17 protein-coding genes are annotated in these 17,128 nt (G+C 74.7%); 14 read left to right on the top strand and 3 right to left on the bottom strand.

What is annotated here, in order from left to right; all coding sequences use genetic code 11:
- Window positions 1–92 precede the first annotated feature (92 nt).
- Window positions 93–1,028 carry a mycothiol conjugate amidase Mca gene (mca, locus tag KC207_RS10170; RefSeq protein ID WP_211602907.1) on the top strand — a complete coding sequence of 312 codons (936 nt, stop codon included), beginning with the start codon at window positions 93–95 and terminating at the stop codon, window positions 1,026–1,028.
- Window positions 1,025–1,375 carry a hypothetical protein gene (locus KC207_RS10165; protein ID WP_211602906.1) on the top strand — a complete coding sequence of 117 codons (351 nt, stop codon included), beginning with the start codon at window positions 1,025–1,027 and terminating at the stop codon, window positions 1,373–1,375. The genes mca and KC207_RS10165 overlap by 4 nt, the downstream gene beginning before the upstream one ends.
- Before the next feature lie 57 nt (window positions 1,376–1,432).
- Here KC207_RS10165 and trhA read toward each other — a convergent pair whose 3' ends face one another.
- Window positions 1,433–2,158 carry a PAQR family membrane homeostasis protein TrhA gene (gene trhA, locus KC207_RS10160; protein WP_211602905.1) on the bottom strand — a complete coding sequence of 242 codons (726 nt, stop codon included), beginning with the start codon at window positions 2,156–2,158 and terminating at the stop codon, window positions 1,433–1,435.
- Window positions 2,159–2,315: 157 nt separating this feature from the next.
- On the opposite strand from trhA, the gene KC207_RS10155 reads away from it, so the two are divergent.
- The 3 genes from KC207_RS10155 to KC207_RS10145 all read left to right on the top strand — a co-directional run bounded on the left by KC207_RS10155 (window position 2,316) and on the right by KC207_RS10145 (window position 5,496).
- Window positions 2,316–3,080 carry an isoprenyl transferase gene (locus KC207_RS10155; protein ID WP_211602904.1) on the top strand — a complete coding sequence of 255 codons (765 nt, stop codon included), beginning with the start codon at window positions 2,316–2,318 and terminating at the stop codon, window positions 3,078–3,080.
- Window positions 3,081–3,276: 196 nt separating this feature from the next.
- Window positions 3,277–4,620, top strand: coding sequence for an RNA 5'-3' helicase PhoH2 (phoH2, locus tag KC207_RS10150; protein ID WP_211602903.1), 1,344 nt, complete (start codon window positions 3,277–3,279; stop codon window positions 4,618–4,620).
- Window positions 4,621–4,773: 153 nt separating this feature from the next.
- Entirely contained in the window at window positions 4,774–5,496 is a 723-nt protein-coding gene (locus KC207_RS10145) for an aggregation-promoting factor C-terminal-like domain-containing protein (protein ID WP_211602902.1), read from the top strand.
- A gap of 54 nt (window positions 5,497–5,550) precedes the next feature.
- On the opposite strand, the gene coaA is transcribed toward KC207_RS10145, so the two are convergent.
- Window positions 5,551–6,543, bottom strand: a complete 993-nt coding sequence (coaA, locus tag KC207_RS10140; protein ID WP_249138683.1) for a type I pantothenate kinase — start codon at window positions 6,541–6,543, stop codon at window positions 5,551–5,553.
- 68 nt (window positions 6,544–6,611) lie between these two features.
- On the opposite strand from coaA, the gene glmS reads away from it, so the two are divergent.
- From glmS to tsaD, 9 genes are all read left to right on the top strand, one after another.
- On the top strand, window positions 6,612–8,471 hold the full coding sequence (gene glmS, locus KC207_RS10135; protein ID WP_211602900.1) for a glutamine--fructose-6-phosphate transaminase (isomerizing): 1,860 nt from the start codon (window positions 6,612–6,614) through the stop codon (window positions 8,469–8,471).
- A gap of 13 nt (window positions 8,472–8,484) precedes the next feature.
- Window positions 8,485–8,847, top strand: coding sequence for a holo-ACP synthase (locus KC207_RS10130; RefSeq protein WP_211602899.1), 363 nt, complete (start codon window positions 8,485–8,487; stop codon window positions 8,845–8,847).
- Window positions 8,844–10,301 carry a bifunctional ADP-dependent NAD(P)H-hydrate dehydratase/NAD(P)H-hydrate epimerase gene (locus tag KC207_RS10125; protein WP_211602898.1) on the top strand — a complete coding sequence of 486 codons (1,458 nt, stop codon included), beginning with the start codon at window positions 8,844–8,846 and terminating at the stop codon, window positions 10,299–10,301. The genes KC207_RS10130 and KC207_RS10125 overlap by 4 nt, the downstream gene beginning before the upstream one ends.
- An 82-nt stretch (window positions 10,302–10,383) precedes the next feature.
- A complete protein-coding gene (gene alr / locus KC207_RS10120; RefSeq protein WP_211602897.1) occupies window positions 10,384–11,547 on the top strand; it encodes an alanine racemase in 1,164 nt (387 codons plus the stop codon).
- Complete coding sequence (locus tag KC207_RS10115; protein WP_211602896.1) at window positions 11,547–12,758, top strand: alpha/beta fold hydrolase; 1,212 nt, start codon at window positions 11,547–11,549, stop codon at window positions 12,756–12,758. The genes alr and KC207_RS10115 overlap by 1 nt, the downstream gene beginning before the upstream one ends.
- A complete protein-coding gene (gene tsaE, locus KC207_RS10110; protein WP_282958966.1) occupies window positions 12,755–13,240 on the top strand; it encodes a tRNA (adenosine(37)-N6)-threonylcarbamoyltransferase complex ATPase subunit type 1 TsaE in 486 nt (161 codons plus the stop codon). The genes KC207_RS10115 and tsaE overlap by 4 nt, the downstream gene beginning before the upstream one ends.
- Window positions 13,234–13,896, top strand: coding sequence for a tRNA (adenosine(37)-N6)-threonylcarbamoyltransferase complex dimerization subunit type 1 TsaB (gene tsaB, locus KC207_RS10105; RefSeq protein WP_211602895.1), 663 nt, complete (start codon window positions 13,234–13,236; stop codon window positions 13,894–13,896). The genes tsaE and tsaB overlap by 7 nt, the downstream gene beginning before the upstream one ends.
- Window positions 13,893–14,378, top strand: coding sequence for a ribosomal protein S18-alanine N-acetyltransferase (gene rimI / locus KC207_RS10100; protein WP_211602894.1), 486 nt, complete (start codon window positions 13,893–13,895; stop codon window positions 14,376–14,378). The genes tsaB and rimI overlap by 4 nt, the downstream gene beginning before the upstream one ends.
- On the top strand, window positions 14,371–15,414 hold the full coding sequence (tsaD, locus tag KC207_RS10095; RefSeq protein ID WP_211602893.1) for a tRNA (adenosine(37)-N6)-threonylcarbamoyltransferase complex transferase subunit TsaD: 1,044 nt from the start codon (window positions 14,371–14,373) through the stop codon (window positions 15,412–15,414). Before rimI ends, tsaD begins: the two co-directional genes overlap by 8 nt.
- Before the next feature lie 10 nt (window positions 15,415–15,424).
- Here tsaD and KC207_RS10090 read toward each other — a convergent pair whose 3' ends face one another.
- Window positions 15,425–17,119, bottom strand: a complete 1,695-nt coding sequence (locus KC207_RS10090) for an NAD(P)/FAD-dependent oxidoreductase (RefSeq protein WP_211602892.1) — start codon at window positions 17,117–17,119, stop codon at window positions 15,425–15,427.
- Between the last annotated feature and the right edge of the window lie 9 nt (window positions 17,120–17,128).

Below are 17,128 nucleotides of genomic sequence, written 5' to 3'. Positions count from 1 at the left end.
GATGTACCTCCGGGGCCGTCGGTCGTGGATGAGACACTGGACGCAGTCCATTCTCGGGCACGCCCGAGCACCTCCGTCCCGAAGGGTCCCGCATGTCCGAACGGCTCCGGCTCATGTGCGTCCACGCGCACCCGGACGACGAGTCGAGCAAGGGGGCCGCGACGATGGCGAAGTACGTCGACGCCGGTCACGAGGTCCTCGTCGTCTCCTGCACCGGCGGGGAGCGGGGCGACATCCTCAACCCCCGGCTCAAGGACGACGCGCACATCGTCCGCGACCTCGCCCAGGTCCGGCGCGAGGAGATGGCGCGCGCACAGGAGATCCTCGGGGTCGGGCACACGTGGCTCGGCTTCGTCGACTCCGGTCTGCCGGAGGGCGACCCGCTGCCGCCGCTGCCCGAGGGCTGCTTCGCCCTCGAGCCGCTCGAGGTGACGACCGAGGCGCTCGTCCGCGAGATCCGCCGGTTCCGGCCGCACGTCGTCACCACGTACGACGAGAACGGCGGCTACCCGCACCCGGACCACGTCATGTGCCACGACGTGTCGGTCGCCGCCTTCGCGGCGGCGGGCGACCCCGACAGGTTCCCCGACGCCGGCGCCCCGTGGCAGCCGCTGAAGCTGTATTACAACCAGACCCTGAGCCGGGCCCGCATCGAGGCCTTCCACGAGGCGCTCGTGGCGGAGGGTCGCGAGAGCCCGTACGCCGAGTGGCTCGAGCGCTGGGAGCGCCCGGAGCGCGTGGTCACGACCCGCGTGCAGTGCGCCGACTGGTTCGACCGGCGCGACGACGCGCTGCGTGCCCACGCGACGCAGGTCGACCCCGAGGGGGCGTTCTTCACCGTGACGCGCGAGGTGCAGGCCCGGGTGTGGCCGCACGAGGAGTACGAGGCGGTCGCCTCGTACGTCCCCATCGCCGAGGGCGAGGACGACCTCTTCGCCGGGCTGCCCGACGTCGGTGCCGCCGACGCGATGGCCACCGACCGCGGGCTGCGGCTCGTGCACGACACGCGGGTGGAGCGGGCGGCATGAGGATGGCCGAGGAGGGCACCTCGATGCTGCTCTCGGGCTTCCTCGCCTTCGCGTCCTTCACCTTCCTCGCCCTCGCGCTGTGGTTCCTCATGCGGAACATGAACGCGCGGATGCGGCGGATGTCCTACCGCCAGCAGCGGGCGCACCTCGGCCGCGACGACCTCCAGGCCCGGCCCGGCGACACCCCCGCCGACGCCGGCGCGCCGGACGAGGGCCGGGCGACCGGGCGGGCCGAGGCTGCGCCCACGGACGGGCGGGACGGGGCTCCGGTCGAGGGGCGCGACGGTGCGGCGCCGGGCGACGAGGGTGGCGCCACCCCGTCGCGCGACCGCCGCGAGGACGGCTGACGCCACTCGTCCCGGCGGGCGGACCGTGCCGGCCGGGCGGCCGGGCGGACCGTCCGGTCAGGCGCTCTGCGCGGTGAGGGCCATCGACGCCGCGACGACGTGCGCGCCGAAGGCCAGCACGGTGAGGGCGTGGAAGACCTCGTGGAAGCCGAACCAGCGCGGTGAGATGTTCGGGCGCTTCGTCCCGTAGACGAGCGCCCCGAGGCTGTAGAGCACGCCGCCGATGACGACCCACGCCATGACCGTGCCACCCACGTGCTCGACGAGCGGGCCGAAGTAGAAGACGGCCACCCAGCCGAGGACGACGTAGAGGGGCACGTAGAGCCACCGCGGGGCGCCGGTCCAGAACACCCGGAAGGCGACCCCGACGAGGGCCCCGGCCCACACGGTGACGAGCAGCGTGCGGGCCTGGTCGCCCGGCAGGAGCAGCGCGAACGGGGTGTAGCTGCCGGCGATGATGAGGAAGATGTTCGAGTGGTCCAGGCGGCGCAGCACGGCGTCGACCGTCGGTGACCACGTGCCGCGGTGGTAGACCGCCGAGGTCCCGAAGAGCAGGACCGCCGTCCCCGCGAAGACCGCGGCGGAGACCTTGCCCTCGGTCGTCGTCGCGAGGACGACGAGGAGCACGCCGGCGACGAGCGCGACGGGGGTCATCCCCGCGTGCAGCCACCCGCGCAGGCGCGGCTTCACCTGCTGGATGGCCGCGCCGACCCGGGACTCGAGGGCGTCGATGGGGCCGTCGGTGGCCGGGTCCGGGCTGGGGGCGTCACCGGTCTGGCTCATGCTCCCAGCGTAACCTACGCTCGCGTAGGTTACGAGTGTCTCCAGGACCTTCACAGGTCCCGCACGCCGTGGGCACCGTCGGTCCGGGGCGCGGGAGTAGCGTGGTGCGCGGCGCCGGGCGGTCCGGTGGTCCCAGGCTCCAGGAGGCACGACACGGATGCGGCGGTTGACCGACGTGCTCTACGCCGCCTACGCCAAGCGCCTCACCCGCCAGCTCGGCGCCGTGCCCGTACCGCGCCACGTCGGTGTCCTCGTCGACGGCAACCGCCGCTGGGCGAGGCTGCGCGGGGCGGGGACCGAGGAGGGGCACCGGGCGGGGGCCGGGAACATCGAGAACCTCCTCACGTGGTGCGACGAGGTCGGCGTCGAGGTCGTCACCCTGTGGCTGCTGTCCACGGACAACCTCGGCCGCCCGGAGCGTGAGCTGCGCCCGCTCCTCGGCATCATCGAGGACGTCGTCGGCTCCCTCGCCGCCACCGGCCGGTGGCGGATCCACCCCGTCGGGTCCCTCGACCTCCTGCCGCCGGCGACGGCCGAGCGGCTGCGCGCGGCGGAGGAGACGACCCGCGAGGTCGACGCCATGCTCGTCAACGTCGCCGTCGGGTACGGCGGCCGCATGGAGATCGCCGACGCCGTCCGCAGCCTGCTCCAGGAGCACGCGACCCGGGGGACGACGATCGAGGAGCTCGCCGAGGTCATCGACGTCGAGCACATCGCCGAGCACCTCTACACCAAGGGCCAGCCGGACCCCGACCTCGTCATCCGCACCTCGGGCGAGCAGCGGCTCTCCGGCTTCCTGCTCTGGCAGAGCGCGCACAGCGAGTTCTACTTCTGCGAGGCCTTCTGGCCCGACTTCCGCAAGGTCGACTTCCTCCGTGCGCTGCGCGCGTACGGCGAGCGGCACCGGCGCTACGGGTCCTGAGCCGGTCGGGTCCTGCCGCGGGTCGGTCGTCCGTCCGGTGGAGCGCGCGTGACGAGCGGATGACATTTGCTCCCACGAGCACCACGAGTCACACCGGTCCCGCAGGTGTCGACACGCCGGTCGTCTCCTCCCGGCCCCTCCGCGGGGCGGTCGTAGCGTCGGAGCACGGGTAGCACCTCACACTCAGGGAGCAGCGATGGCCTCGAGCACGCGACAGACCGGGACGACGTCGAGCGCGCGAGAGGAGGAGCCGCGCCGGACCTTCGTCCTCGACACCTCGGTCCTGCTGTCCGACCCGCGCGCCATGATGCGCTTCGCCGAGCACGAGGTGGTCCTCCCCGTCGTCGTCGTCACCGAGCTCGAGGGCAAGCGCCACCACCCGGAGCTCGGCTACTTCGCCCGCCAGGCCCTGCGGATGCTCGACGACCTCCGGATCAAGGCCGGACGGCTCGACGCCCCGGTCCCGGTCGGCGACGCGGCCGGCACCCTGCGCGTCGAGCTCAACCACACCGACCCGTCGTCGCTGCCGGCCGGCTTCCGGCTCGGCGACAACGACACGCGCATCCTCGCGGTCGCGAAGAACCTCTCGAACGAGGGACGGCTCGTCACCGTCGTGAGCAAGGACCTGCCGATGCGGGTCAAGGCCTCCGCCTGCGGTCTCGACGCCGAGGAGTACCGCGCCGAGCTCGCCGTCGAGTCCGGGTGGACCGGCATGGCCGAGCTCGACGTGTCGACGGAGGAGATGGACCACCTCTACGAGTACGGCCGGCTCGAGAACGTGGCCGCCGCCGAGCTGCCGTGCCACACCGGGCTCAAGCTCCTCTCGCCCCGGGGCTCCGGGCTCGGCCGGGTCGGGCCGGACAAGCAGGTCCGGCTCGTGCGGGGGGACCGCGACGCCTTCGGCCTGCACGGCCGCAGCGCCGAGCAGCGGATCGCCCTCGACCTCCTCCTCGACCCCGACGTCGGCATCACGAGCCTCGGCGGCCGGGCCGGCACCGGGAAGTCGGCGCTCGCGCTGTGCGCCGGGCTCGAGGCCGTCATGGAGCGACGGCAGCAGCGCAAGGTCGTCGTCTTCCGGCCCCTCTACGCCGTCGGCGGCCAGGACCTCGGCTACCTGCCCGGCTCCGAGGCCGAGAAGATGAACCCCTGGGGCCAGGCGGTCTTCGACACGCTCGCCGCCCTCGTGTCCCGCGAGGTCGTCGAGGAGGTCCTCGACCGCGGCATGCTCGAGGTCCTGCCGCTCACCCACATCCGCGGGCGCAGCCTGCACGACGCCTTCGTCATCGTCGACGAGGCCCAGAGCCTCGAGCGCAACGTCCTGCTCACGGTGCTCTCCCGGATCGGGCAGAACTCCAAGGTCGTCCTCACCCACGACGTCGCCCAGCGGGACAACCTGCGGGTGGGCCGGCACGACGGCGTCGCCGCCGTCATCGAGGCGCTCAAGGGGCACCCGCTCTTCGCGCACGTCACCCTCACCCGGTCCGAGCGCAGCCCGATCGCCGCCCTCGTCACCGATCTGCTCGAGGGGATCGAGGGCTGACCTGCGGGGACGGGGGCCGCTGAGGACCGTCTCAGGCCCTCGGTTCCCGTCCCGGCCGCCCGTCCCCTACGCTGAGGTCTCGTTTGCGTAACGCCGGGGTGCGATCTCGCCCGCGCCCCGCCACCCCTGAACCGGAAGGTCCGTCGCTCGTCCATGGCCCGATACACCCCGCGACACGCACCCCGCCACGCCGCCCCCCGGCGTCGCGGTGCTGCTGCCGTCACGGCGCTCGGGCGTCCCGTCGTCACGACCGGCGTGCTCGCCGCCGTGGCCGCGGGCGGCGTCGCGGTCAGCGGCTTCTCCGGCGACTCCGCCGACGCGGACAGCCCGACCTTCGCGGTCGGTGAGCTCGTCTCGAGCGTCTCCAGCGAGGAGAGCCGGGTCGCGAGCGCCGACGCCGACCGGCTCGCTGCCGACCGGGCCTCGACGAACAGCCTCCGCGCCGTCGAGGCGGCCGAGGCCGCCGAGGAGGCTCGCAAGAAGGCCGCCGAGCTCGCGAAGCAGCGCGAGGAGGAGGCCGAGCGGGCCGCCCGCGCCGCCGAGCGCAAGCGGATCTTCCAGAACGCCCAGGACGACCCCAAGGCCGCCGCGCAGCTGCTGCTGCCCGAGTACGGCTTCGGCTCCGAGCAGTGGTCCTGCCTGGACCGGTTGTGGATCGGGGAGAGCGACTGGCGCTGGTGGGTCGCCAACCCCTCGTCGGGCGCGTACGGCATCCCGCAGTCCCTGCCCGCCGAGAAGATGGCGACGGCCGGCGCCGACTGGCGGACCAACCCGGTCACCCAGATCGAGTGGGGCCTGGACTACATCAAGCGCTCCTACGGCACCCCGTGCAACGCGCTCTCCATGTGGGAGAGCCGTTCCCCGCACTGGTACTGACCGCGAGGGCCGGGGCCAGGAGCGGTCGGCGCCCGGCCGGGCCCGGTGGTCGGGTCAGATCTTGCGCAGCCGGATGCGCGTCACCGCATGGTCCGCGCCCTTGGTGAGCACGAGGGTGGCCCGGTCCCGGGTCGGGGCGATGTTGCGGTCGAGGTTCGGTGCGTTGATCGCCTCCCAGATGCCCGTGGCGGTCTCCCGGGCCTCCTCGTCGCTGAGCCCCGCGTAGCGGTGGAAGTAGGACTGCGGGTCGGCGAACGCGGTCTCCCGCAGGCGCAGGAACCGCTCGACGTACCAGCGCCGCACGTCCGCCGGGTCGGCGTCGACGTACACGGAGAAGTCGAAGTAGTCCGAGAGCGCGGCGGCGTTCTCGCCGTCCGGGCGCACCGCGGGGGGCTGCAGGACGTTGAGGCCCTCGACGATGAGGACGTCCGGCCGCGGGACCTCGAGCGGCTCGTCGAGGACGTCGTAGGTGAGGTGCGAGTACTGCGGCGCGCGGACGACGGGCGTCCCGCTCTTGACGTCGGCGACGAAGCGCAGGAGCGCGCGCCGGTCGTAGGACTCCGGGAACCCCTTGCGCTGCAGCAGGCCCCGCGCCTCGAGCTCGGCGTTGGGGTAGAGGAACCCGTCCGTCGTCACGAGCTCGACGCGGGGGGTGTGCGGCCACCGGCTCATGAGCTCGCGCAGGATGCGGGAGGTCGTCGACTTCCCGACGGCGACCGACCCGGCGACGCCGACGACGAACGGCACCCGCCGCGGGCGGTCCCCGAGGAACTCGCTCGTCGCGAGCCGCAGGCCGTGGACCGCCTCGACGTAGAAGTGGAGGAGGCGGGACAGCGGCAGGTAGACGTCCTCGACCTCCTCGAGGTCCAGACGGTCGCCGAGGCCGCGCAGCCGGGACAGGTCGTCGCCCGTGAGGCTCATCGGGTGGTTCTCGCGCAGGCCCGACCAGGCGGCCCGGTCCAGCTCGACGTAGGGGGTCGGCAGGGAGGCGTCCCCGGTCTCCCGGAGACGCGCGACGAGGTCCTCGGCGGCACTCACACGGGTCATCATCCCGTACGCCCCGCCCGGCCCGGCGGAGGGCGGTGTCCCACGGCGTACCGGATACGCTGACGGCCATGTGCGGAATCGTCGGCTACGTGGGCCGGACCATGGACGGAACGGCGCTCGACGTCGTCATGGAGGGGCTGCGCCGGCTCGAGTACCGGGGGTACGACTCGGCCGGCGTCGCGCTCGTCACCGAGGACGGCGTGACGACCGAGAAGCGCGCCGGCAAGCTCGAGAACCTCCGCTCCACCCTCGAGACCCACCCGCCGGCGGCCTCCCGGACGGGCATCGGGCACACCCGCTGGGCCACCCACGGCGGTCCCACCGACGGCAACGCCCACCCGCACCGCGGCGGCGACGGCGACCGGCTGGCGCTCATCCACAACGGCATCATCGAGAACTTCCACTCCCTGAAGAAGGAGCTCCTCGCCGACGGCGTCGAGTTCCTGTCCGAGACCGACACCGAGGTCGCGGCCAAGCTCGTCGGCCGCGAGTACGACCGGCTCGGCGACCTCACCGAGGCGATGCGGGCCGTCGTCGGCCGGCTCGAGGGCGCGTTCACCCTCCTCGCCGTGCACGCCGACAGCCCCGGTGTCGTCGTCGGCGCCCGGCGCAACAGCCCGCTCGTCGTCGGTCTCGGCGACGACGCCACCTACCTCGGCAGCGACGTCGCCGCGTTCATCGGGCACACCCGCCGGGCCCTGGAGCTGGGCCAGGACCAGATCGTGACGATCACCCCCGAGGGCTGCTCCGTCATCGGCTTCGACGGCACCCCCGCCGAGGGCACCGCGTACGAGGTGACGTGGGACGCCGCCGCCGCCGAGAAGGGCGGCTGGGCGACGTACATGGACAAGGAGATCCACGAGCAGCCGCACGCCGTCGCGGACACCCTGCTCGGGCGGACCGACGAGTCCGGCCGGCTCGTCCTCGACGAGATCCGCACGACCGAGGAGCGGCTGCGCCAGGTCGACCGGATCACCTTCGTCGCCTGCGGCACCGCCGCCTACGCCGGCATGGTCGCCAAGTACGCCATCGAGCACTGGACCCGGATCCCCGTCGAGGTCTCCCTCGCCCACGAGTTCCGCTACTGCGACCCGATCGTCGACGGCAACACCCTCGTCGTCTCGATCAGCCAGTCCGGCGAGACGATGGACACCCTCATGGCGGTCAAGCACGCCCGCGAGCTCGGGGCGATGACGCTGTCGATCTGCAACACCCACGGCTCGACGATCCCGCGCGAGTCCGACGCGGTCCTCTACACCCACGCCGGCCCCGAGATCGCCGTCGCGTCGACAAAGGCCTTCCTCGCGCAGATCACCGCCTGCTACGTCCTCGGTCTCTACCTCGCCCAGCTGCGCGGGGAGACCTACGCCGACGACGCGAAGGCCGTCATGCACGAGCTGCAGGGCATCCCCGAGAAGATCGAGGAGCTCCTCGGCCGGATGGACCGCGTCGTCGAGATGGCCGACTTCATGGCCGACAGCCGCGCGGTGCTCTTCCTCGGGCGCAACGTCGGCTACCCGGTCGCCCTCGAGGGGGCGCTGAAGCTCAAGGAGCTCGCGTACATCCACGCCGAGGGGTTCGCCGCCGGAGAGCTCAAGCACGGACCGATCGCCCTCATCGAGCCCGGCCAGCCGGTCTTCGTCGTCGTCCCCGGTCCGGACACCCCGCACGATCTGCACAAGAAGGTGGTCTCCAACATCCAGGAGATCCGGGCCCGCGGGGCGCGCACCCTCGTCATCGCCCACGACGGGGACGAGGACGTCGAGCCGTTCGCGAGCGAGGTCATCCGCATCCCGCAGTGCAGCCCGATGCTCGCGCCGCTCCTCGCCGTCGTCCCGCTCCAGGTCTTCGCCCTCCACCTGGCGTCGGCCAAGGGCCTGGACGTCGACCAGCCGCGCAACCTCGCCAAGAGCGTCACCGTCGAGTGACGGCGGTGCTGCCGTGATCGTCGGGGTCGGCATCGACGTCGTCGACGTCGCCCGCTTCGGCGAGACCCTCGAGCGGACGCCGGCGTTGCGGGAGCGGCTCTTCACCGAGCGCGAGCGGTCGCTGCCGCTCAACTCGCTCGCCGCCCGCTTCGCGGCGAAGGAGGCGCTGGCCAAGGCCCTCGGCGCCCCGGTCGGTCTCGGGTGGCACGACGCCGAGGTCCACCGCGGCGAGGGTCGGCGCCCGGAGTTCGTCCTGCGCGGCAGCGTCGCCGAGCGCGTGGCGGCCCTCGGCATCGCCACCGTCCACGTGTCGCTGTCGCACGACGCGGGTATCGCCTCGGCGATGGTCGTCGCCGAGGGGGAGGAGCCCCGATGATCGAGGCCCACACGGTCGAGACCGTGTACGCCGCCGAGAAGGCCCTCATGGCCCGGCTCGAGGACGGCGAGCTCATGGCCCGGGCGGTCGAGGGGCTCGCCGCCGTCGTCGCGGCCCGCCTCGAGGACCGGGACGGGGCCGTCGTCGCCGCCCTCGTCGGACCCGGGAACAACGGGGCCGACGCGCTGTACGCCCTCGCGCGGCTCGCCGAGGCGGGACATCCCGCCGTGGCCGTCCACCACGACACGGTGCACGACGGCGCCCGGCGGGCCGCCGAGGCCGCGGGGGTCGTCCTCACGACCGACCCGGCGGACGTCGCCGAGGCCGACGTCGTCCTCGACGGGATCCTCGGGATCGGCGCGCGGCCCGGCCTCCCGGACTGGGCGAGGGCCTGGGTCGCGGCCGTCCCGGAGAGCGCGCACGTCGTCGCCGTCGACCTGCCGAGCGGCCAGGCGCCCGACGGGGGGAGCGTGGACCCGGACGGTGTCCTCGCCGACGAGACGGTGACCTTCTCCCTCGCCAAGCCGGTGCACCTGCTCCCCCCGACCGAGCAGGCGTGCGGGGTGCTCACCGTCGTCGACATCGGCGTCACGAGCGACGCCGCACCGGCCGTGCGCCGCCTCGACCACGACGACGTGTCCCGCCGGTGGCCGGTCCCCGGCCCCGCGGACGACAAGTACCGCCGTGGGGTCGTCGGCGTCGTCGCCGGCGGGGAGGGGTACACCGGCGCGGCCGTGCTCTGCGTGACGGCGGCCGTCGCGTCCGGGGCCGGGATGGTCCGCTACGTCGGGACGCCGGCGCCGGCGGGGCTCGTGCGGGCCGCGGTGCCCGAGGCGACCCACGGGGTCGGCCGGGTGCAGGCGTGGGTCGTCGGGCCGGGTCTGGACGCCTCGGCCGACAGCCAGGACGCGCGGGACCAGCTGGCCGTCGCCCGCGACGCGCTCGCGGGCCCGAAGCCGGTCGTCGTCGACGCCGGGGGCCTGGACCTCCTCGACGCGACCGTGCTCGACGCCCGGCGCGAGGGCGCCACCCTGCTGACGCCGCACGCGGGGGAGCTGGCGCGACTGCTGTCCCGGCTGGCCGGGCAGGACGTCACCCGCGACGACGTCGAGCGGGCGCCGCTCGAGCACGCGCGCCGGCTCGCCGACCTCGGCGGGGCCACGGTGCTCCTCAAGGGCTCGACGACGCTCGTCGTCCCGCCCGGTGACGGCGCGACCGTGTGGTCCCAGGCCGACGCACCGGCGTGGCTCGCGACGGCCGGGGCCGGCGACGTCCTCGCGGGCCTGCTCGGGACGCTGCTCGCCGCGGGCCTGCCGCCGGAGGAGGCCGGGGCGCTCGGGGCCCTGGTCCACGGCGTCGCCGCCGACCGGGCGAACCCCGGCGGCCCCGTCCGGGCGCTCGCCGTCGCGCACGCGCTGCCCGGAACGGTCGCCGCCCTGCTCCGCCGGGTCTGACCGGGTCCACCCGGGAGCGCACCGCCGACCTGCCGGACCTGCCGCCGCCGGGCCGTGCCCCAGCCCTAGACTGGACCGGCCCATGACCGCCCCCAACGCCTCCTTGCCCGCGCCCGCGGGGGCTTCGGCGTGGGTGACCGTCGACGCCGCGGCCATGAGGGACAACGTCGCGGCGCTCGTCCGCCGGGCAGCGCCGGCCGAGGTCATGGCCGTCGTCAAGGGCGACGCCTACGGCCACGGCCTGCTCACCGCCGCCCGTGCCGCGCTCGCCGGGGGAGCGGCCCGCCTCGGCGTCGCGCAGCTGGAGGAGGCGCTGGCCCTGCGCGCCGGCGGGGTCGACGCGCCCGTCCTCACGTGGATCTTCCCGCCGCAGGCCGACCTCGGCCGGGCGCTCGACGCCGACGTCGAGCTCACCGTGACGAGCCGCTGGACGCTCGAGGCCGTCCTGGCCGCCGCCCGGGACCGGGGTCGCGCCGCGCGTGCCCAGGTCAAGGTCGACACCGGCCTCGGCCGCGGCGGGGTGCTCGAGGACTGGCCCGAGACGGTGGCCGCCCTCGCGGCGGCGGTCGCCGACGGCGCTCTCGAGGTCACCGGCACGTGGTCGCACTTCGCCTGGGCCGACGCCCCCCAGCACCCGACGGTCCGGGCCCAGCAGGAGCGCTTCGTCGAGGCCGTCGCGCAGCTCGAGCGGGCCGGCGTCGACCCCGGCGTCCGCCACCTCGCGAACTCGGCGGCGACCCTGACGAACCCGGCGGCGCACTTCGACCTCGTCCGTCCCGGGCTCGCGGTCTACGGGCTCTCGCCGGTCCCGGACCTCGGTCGCCCCGCGGACTTCGGCCTCCGCGAGGCGATGCGCGTCACCGCCCGCCTCACGACGGTCAAGCGGGCCCGGGCGGGCCAGGGGGTCAGCTACGGGCACGAGTACACGACCGACCGGGACACCGTCCTCGGGCTCGTCCCGATGGGCTACGCCGACGGCGTCCCGCGGCACGCGGGAAACGCCGGGCCGCTGCTCGTCGGCGGACGGGTGCACCGGGTCGCCGGCCGGGTCTGCATGGACCAGCTCGTCCTCGACCTCGGCCCGGACTTCGCCGGTGCGGCGGGCGACGAGGTCGTCCTCCTCGGCCGGGGGGCCGACGGCGAGCCGACCGCCCAGGACTGGGCCGAGGCCGCCGGGACCATCAACTACGAGATCGTCACCCGGATGGGCCCGCGCCTGCCCCGGGTCGTCGTCGGGGAGGCCTGATGCCGAGCGTCCCCGGAGCCGCGGTGCTCGGCACCGCCGCCGGCGCGCTCGGCCGGCAGGTCCGCCGCATCCGCACCCCGTACCCGGAGCTGCACGCCCCCGGGGGCTGGGCGCACACCGCCGGCGAGGCCTTCACCCTCTCGACGAGCGACGGGGTCGACCTCCACGTCGAGGTCGACGCCCCCGAGGCGCAGAGCCGCGGGCGGCGCCGCCTGTCCTCGCCGGCGCCCACCGTCGTCCTCGTCCACGGGTTCGCCCTGACGATGCAGTCGTGGGTGCTCCAGCGGCGGGCGCTCGTCCAGCAGGGGTTCCGCGTCGTCACCTACGACCAGCGCGGACACGGCCGCTCCGCCCACCCGCGGCTCGCGTCGTGCACCGTCGAGCGGCTCGGACAGGACCTCGAGGAGGTCCTCGCGGCGACGTGCCGCACCGGACCCGTCGTGCTCGTCGGGCACTCGATGGGTGGGATGAGCGTCATGTCCTACGCCGCGCACCACCCCGACGTCGTCCGCGACCGGGTGCTCGCGGTGGGGCTCGTCGCGACGAGCTCCGGCGGCGCCGAGGTGACCCAGCTCGGGCTCGGTCCCATGGTCGGCAAGGTCGTCGGCACCGTGGGGCCCGGCGTGCTCACCCGGCTGTCCCGACACGCCGGCCCGATCGGGATGGTCCGCAAGGCGGGCAAGGGCGTCCAGGACGTCGTCGTCGCCCGCTGGGCCTTCGACTCGCCGGTGAGCCCGGCGCTCGTCGACCTCGTCGCCGACATGATCTTCGGCACGACGTTCGACGTCATGGCGGCCTTCCTGCCCGACATCAACGGCCTCGACCTCGTCCCGGGCCTCGACGCGCTCACCGGGGTCGAGACGCTCGTCATGAACGGGACCGGCGACCTCATCACCCCGGCGTCGCACTCCGAGGACATCGTCCGGCACGTCCCCGGCGCCGAGCACGTCGTCGTCGAGGACGCCGGGCACATCATCATGCTCGAGCACCCCGACCTCGTCACCGAGCAGCTGCTCCTGATGATCGGGCGGGCGCAGCGGGCGGTCGCCGAGGGCGTCGACCTCGCGAGCAAGCCTCGCGTGCGGCGCACCGTGAAGGACATGTCGACCCCGCGACGGGCGGCGCGGGCCAAGCGGGACGCGAAGGCCGCCCGGACGCCCGGCCCCGGTGAGGGGTCCGGCCCCACCCGGCGACGGAAGACGGCGTCGTGAGCGCCCGCCGCCTCGACCTGCCGACCGCCCCGGACACCCGGGCCCTCGGGACCGCTCTCGGCGGGATGCTGCGGGCGGGCGACCTGCTCGTCCTCACGGGCACGCTCGGGGCCGGGAAGACGACCCTCACCCAGGGCCTCGGCGAGGCGCTCGGGGTGCGCGGCGCCGTCACCTCGCCGACCTTCGTCATCGCGCGGGTCCACCCGTCGACGGTCGGCGGTCCGCCCCTCGTCCACGTCGACGCGTACCGCCTCGGCGGGGCCCTCGAACTCGACGACCTGGACCTCGACGCGTCCGTCGAGGAGAGCGTCACCGTCGTCGAGTGGGGGCACGGGCTCGTCGAGGGCCTCGCCGCCGACCGGCTCGAGGTCGTGCTCGACGTCGATCCGGCGACCGAGGAGCGCACGGCCACCGTCACCGGCGTCGGCGGACGGTGGGCCGCCCCCGAAGCCCTCGACCCCCTCGGAGGCACCCCGTGCTGATCCTCGCCCTGGACACCGCGACGTCCGCGATCGCCGTCGCCGTCGCCCGGGACGACGTCGCCCCGGTCGTCGCCGTCGAGGTCGACCCGCGCGCCCACACCGAACGACTGGCCCCGCTCGTCGCCCGCGCCCTCGGGGAGGCCGGCGCGACGCCCGCGGACGTCACGGACGTCGTCGTCGGCACCGGCCCCGGCCCGTTCACCGGCCTGCGGGTCGGGATGGTGACGGCCGTGACGACCGGGCTCGCCCTCGGGGTCCCCGTCCACGGGGTGTGCACCCTCGACGTCCTCGCCGAGCAGGGGCTCGGCGCCACGGACGCCGACGAGCTGCTCGTCGCCACCGACGCCCGCCGCCGAGAGGTCTACTGGGCCCGCTACGCCCGCGACGGGGACACCGCCCGCCCCGTCACCGAGCCGGCGGTCGGCCCCGCCGGGGACCTGCCGGACGAGGTGCGGGCCCTGCCGACGGTCGGGCGCGGTCCGCTGCTCTACCCGGACGCCCTCACCGCCCCTCTCGACGGGGTCCTCGACACCGACCCCGCCGTCCTCGCCCGGATCGGCGCCCGGCGCCTCGCGGCCGGGACGCCGATGCCCGTCGAGCCGCTCTACCTGCGGCGCCCCGACGCCCTGACGACCGCCGAGCGGGACCTCCGGTGACGACGGACGCCCCCACCGTCACGGTCTCCCCGGCCCGCTGGTCCGACCTCGCCGGCCTCGCGGCGCTCGAGGCCCGGCTCTTCCCCGACGACGCCTGGTCCGAGGCCTCGTGGTGGGCCGAGCTCGCGGGCCGCCCCCGCCGCGAGTACCTCGTCCTGCGGGTGGCCGGCGCACTCGCGGGGTACGCCGGGCTCGACCACGGCGGGGAGGTGTCGGACGTGATGACCGTCGCCGTCGACCCGGCCCACCGGGGTCGCGGCCTCGGCGGACTGCTCCTCGGCGCCCTCGAGGCCGCCGCCCGCGCCCGCGGCGCCGCCCACGTCATGCTCGAGGTGCGCGCCGACAACGCGCCGGCGCTCGGCCTCTACGAGGGCCGAGGGTTCGTCACCGTCTCCCGGCGCCGCGGCTACTACGACCGCGGCACCGTCGACGCCCTCGTCATGCGCAAAGCGCTGTCCCAGGAAGGAGCCGGCCATGGCTGACGCACCCCTCGTCCTCGGGGTCGAGACCTCGTGCGACGAGACCGGGATCGGGCTGGTCCGCGGCGAGACCCTGCTCTTCGACGCCATCGCGAGCAGCGTCGACGAGCACGCCCGCTTCGGCGGGGTCGTCCCCGAGGTCGCCTCCCGCGCCCACCTCGAGGCGATGGTCCCGACGATCGAGCGCGCGTGCCGCGAGGCGGGCGTCGCCCTCCGCGACGTCGACGCCGTCGCCGTGACGTCCGGGCCGGGCCTCGCCGGGGCCCTCATGGTCGGCGTCGCCGCCGCGAAGGCGCTCGCCCTCTCCCTCGGGGTGCCGCTGTACGGCGTCAACCACCTCGCGAGCCACGTCGCCGTCGACATCGTCGAGCACGGACCACTGCCCGAGCCGACGCTCGCGATGCTCGTCTCCGGCGGACACTCCTCGCTGCTGCTCGTCCCCGACGTCACGCACGACGTCCGCAGCCTCGGCTCGACGATCGACGACGCGGCGGGGGAGGCGTTCGACAAGGTGGCGCGGGTGCTCGGCCTGCCCTTCCCGGGGGGCCCGCATATCGACCGGGCGGCGCGGGAGGGTCAGGTCGTCATCGACTTCCCCCGGGGGCTGACGACCGGGAGGGACGTCGAGCGGCACCGCTTCGACTTCTCCTTCTCGGGGCTGAAGACCGCCGTCTCCCGCTGGGTGCAGGCCCGCGAGGCGGCGGGGGAGCCGGTGCCCGTCGCGGACGTCGCCGCGAGCTTCCAGGAGGCCGTCACCGACGTGCTCACCCGCAAGGCGGTCGACGCGTGCCGCACGCACGGTGTCGGACACCTCCAGATCGGCGGCGGGGTCGCGGCGAACTCGCGGCTGCGGGCGATGGCGCAGGAGCGGTGCGACGCCGCCGGCCTCGAGCTGCGGGTCCCCGCGCCGAAGCTGTGCACCGACAACGGGGCCATGGTCGCGGCCCTCGGGGCGCAGATGGTGCTGCGCGGGCGGCCGGCGTCCGACCTCGGGATCCGCGCCGACTCCTCGATGCCGGTGACCGAGGTCTCCGTCTGAGCCCTCGCCGTCAGGCCGGCTCGGGCGCGAGGAAGGCGTGGACGAGGGGGACGACCGACGCGCCCTCCCCGGTGGCCGCGGCGACCCGCTTCATCGACCCGGCCCGCACGTCGCCGGCGGCGAAGATGCCGGGCACGCTCGTCGCGAGGTTCGGCGGCGGGAGGTCCTCGAGCCATCGTTCGCGCGGGACCTCACGCCCGGTGAGGACGAAGCCGCGGCGGTCCCGGGCGACCTCGTCCGGCAGCCAGTGGCAGTGCGGCTCGGCGCCGAGGAGCAGGAAGAGCCCGTACGCCGACTTCCGCCGTCGTTCGCCGGAGTCGGTGTGCCGCAGCGAGACCCACTCCAGGTGGGCGTCGCCGCCGGCCTCGACGACCTCGGTGCACGTCTCGACGGTGATCCGCGGGTTGAACTCGATCTCGCCGACGAGGTAGGCCGACATCGTCTCGGAGAGGCTCGGCCGCCGGACGCAGATCGTCACCGAGCGGGCGAAGCGGGCGAGGTGGACCGCCGCCTGCCCGGCCGAGTTCCCGCCGCCCACGACGACGACGTCCTGGTCCTCCATCTCGCGGGACTGCGACATCGCGGCGCCGTAGTTGACCCCGCGCCCCACCCGCTCCTCGACCGACGGCACCCCGAGGTGGCGGTAGCGCACCCCGGAGGCGATGACGACGGACCGGGCGGAGAGCTCGAAGTCGCTGCCGCGCAGCACGTGCGGTGCCCCGTCCCTCCCCGCGACGAGCTCCTCGACCTCCCAGCCGGTGTGGAACCGGGTGCCGAAGCGCAGCGCCTGGTTGCGGGCACGCTGGGCCAGGCGCATCCCCGAGATGCCGCGGGGGAAGCCGAGGTAGTTGCGGATCATCGAGCTCGTGCCGGCCTGGCCGCCGATGGCGCTGCCGTCGAGGACGACCGTGGACAGCCCTTCGGACGCCGCGTAGACGGCGGTCGCGAGCCCCGCCGGGCCGCCGCCGACCACGACGACGTCGGCGACGTCCGGCCGCTCGCGGGCGTCGAGGTCGCGCTCGGCCTCGTTGTCGAAGAACGCCCGGGCCACCTCACGGACCGACGTCGCGACGACCGGCTCGCGGTTCGCCGCCCAGATCCGGGGGTAGCCGGCGCCCTCGTCGAAGAGCTCGCCGACGTGTCGGCCGACCTCGCTGTCGGGGGTCGCGAAGCGGGTCGGCAGCCCCATCCGGTCGAAGAAGTCGCGGATGTCGTGGACGACGGGGTCGTCCTCCTCCCCGACGATCTTCGCCGTGACGACGTCCGGGTCGGTCGTGGTCCACGTCCAGTCGCTCAGCAGGTCGGTGACGGCGTGGTGGAACTCCTCGTCGCGGGTCCCGCGCGGCATGAGGAGGTAGGCGTCGTACTTGCCCTTGGCCATCCCGACCCGCAGTCCCGGTGCGTCCGTGAGGAACCGGTCGAACGGTGCCGCGATAATCCGGCGGGCGGTGGGGACGAGGCCGCGCCACTCGGCGAAGGCGCGCAGGATCGAGTCGACGTCCGGGAGCCGGGAGTCGGAGACGAGGAGGGCGACCTGCTGTCCGGCGGCGAGCGCGGACTCGACGACCTCGCAGGCGCCGGCGCACGAGGTGGCGGTCCGCAGGTCGTACTCGCGGGAGTAGCGGAAGAAGACCTCGAGGAGGGTCTCGGAGTGCTCCGCGGAGACGAGGACGATGACCGGGAGCCCGGTGGTGGTGTCCGTCACCCCTGGAGC

The sequence above is a fragment of the Phycicoccus avicenniae genome (genome assembly GCF_018139485.1).
Classification (GTDB): domain Bacteria; phylum Actinomycetota; class Actinomycetes; order Actinomycetales; family Dermatophilaceae; genus Phycicoccus; species Phycicoccus avicenniae.
Note: the sequence above shows the minus strand (reverse complement) of the source record. Positions and strands in the feature narration are given on the sequence as shown.

Bases quoted from the DNA above. Each gene is read 5' to 3' on its own strand.
- mca (WP_211602907.1), top strand. From the start codon at position 93: ATGTCCGAACGGCTCCGGCTCATGTGCGTCCACGCGCACCCGGACGAC.
- KC207_RS10165 (WP_211602906.1), top strand. From the start codon at position 1,025: ATGAGGATGGCCGAGGAGGGCACCTCGATGCTGCTCTCGGGCTTCCTC.
- trhA (WP_211602905.1), bottom strand. From the start codon at position 2,158: ATGAGCCAGACCGGTGACGCCCCCAGCCCGGACCCGGCCACCGACGGC.
- KC207_RS10155 (WP_211602904.1), top strand. From the start codon at position 2,316: ATGCGGCGGTTGACCGACGTGCTCTACGCCGCCTACGCCAAGCGCCTC.
- phoH2 (WP_211602903.1), top strand. From the start codon at position 3,277: ATGGCCTCGAGCACGCGACAGACCGGGACGACGTCGAGCGCGCGAGAG.
- KC207_RS10145 (WP_211602902.1), top strand. From the start codon at position 4,774: ATGGCCCGATACACCCCGCGACACGCACCCCGCCACGCCGCCCCCCGG.
- coaA (WP_249138683.1), bottom strand. From the start codon at position 6,543: ATGACCCGTGTGAGTGCCGCCGAGGACCTCGTCGCGCGTCTCCGGGAG.
- glmS (WP_211602900.1), top strand. From the start codon at position 6,612: ATGTGCGGAATCGTCGGCTACGTGGGCCGGACCATGGACGGAACGGCG.
- KC207_RS10125 (WP_211602898.1), top strand. From the start codon at position 8,844: ATGATCGAGGCCCACACGGTCGAGACCGTGTACGCCGCCGAGAAGGCC.
- alr (WP_211602897.1), top strand. From the start codon at position 10,384: ATGACCGCCCCCAACGCCTCCTTGCCCGCGCCCGCGGGGGCTTCGGCG.
- KC207_RS10115 (WP_211602896.1), top strand. From the start codon at position 11,547: ATGCCGAGCGTCCCCGGAGCCGCGGTGCTCGGCACCGCCGCCGGCGCG.
- tsaD (WP_211602893.1), top strand. From the start codon at position 14,371: ATGGCTGACGCACCCCTCGTCCTCGGGGTCGAGACCTCGTGCGACGAG.